Genomic DNA, 326 nt, shown 5'->3' with positions numbered 1-326 from the left:
ACTCGGTGAGCAGCAGCCGGGCGTTGTCGTAGCGGTACTTGACCTGGGTGCCATCGGCGTTGAGACGGCGGCTGATCAGGTGCAGGCCACCTTCGTATTCGTAGCGGGTGACGTGGCCGAGTTCGTCACGTTCGGCGATGATTTTGCCGTAGGGGTTGTAGCTGAATTCCCTACATCCACCACCGGGCTGGATCAGCTTTAGCAGACGCCCTACGGCATCCCATTGATATTGAGTTTGAGCCCCATGCTCATCCTCACGGGCAACTTGCCGCCCCAGAGCGTCATAGCGATAACGCTTGATCCCGCCATTGGGCAATTGCTCTTCC

The 326-nt window shown here is 58.6% G+C and carries 1 protein-coding gene; it reads right to left on the bottom strand.

The window, feature by feature from the left end; genetic code table 11:
• A partial coding sequence (locus ODQ19_RS28090) for a hypothetical protein (protein ID WP_330211849.1) occupies positions 1-326 on the bottom strand: 326 nt, incomplete at both ends.

It is taken from the genome of Pseudomonas sp. AM4(2022), from assembly GCF_036346515.1.
GTDB lineage: Bacteria > Pseudomonadota > Gammaproteobacteria > Pseudomonadales > Pseudomonadaceae > Aquipseudomonas > Aquipseudomonas paracarnis.
Note: the sequence above shows the minus strand (reverse complement) of the source record. Positions and strands in the feature narration are given on the sequence as shown.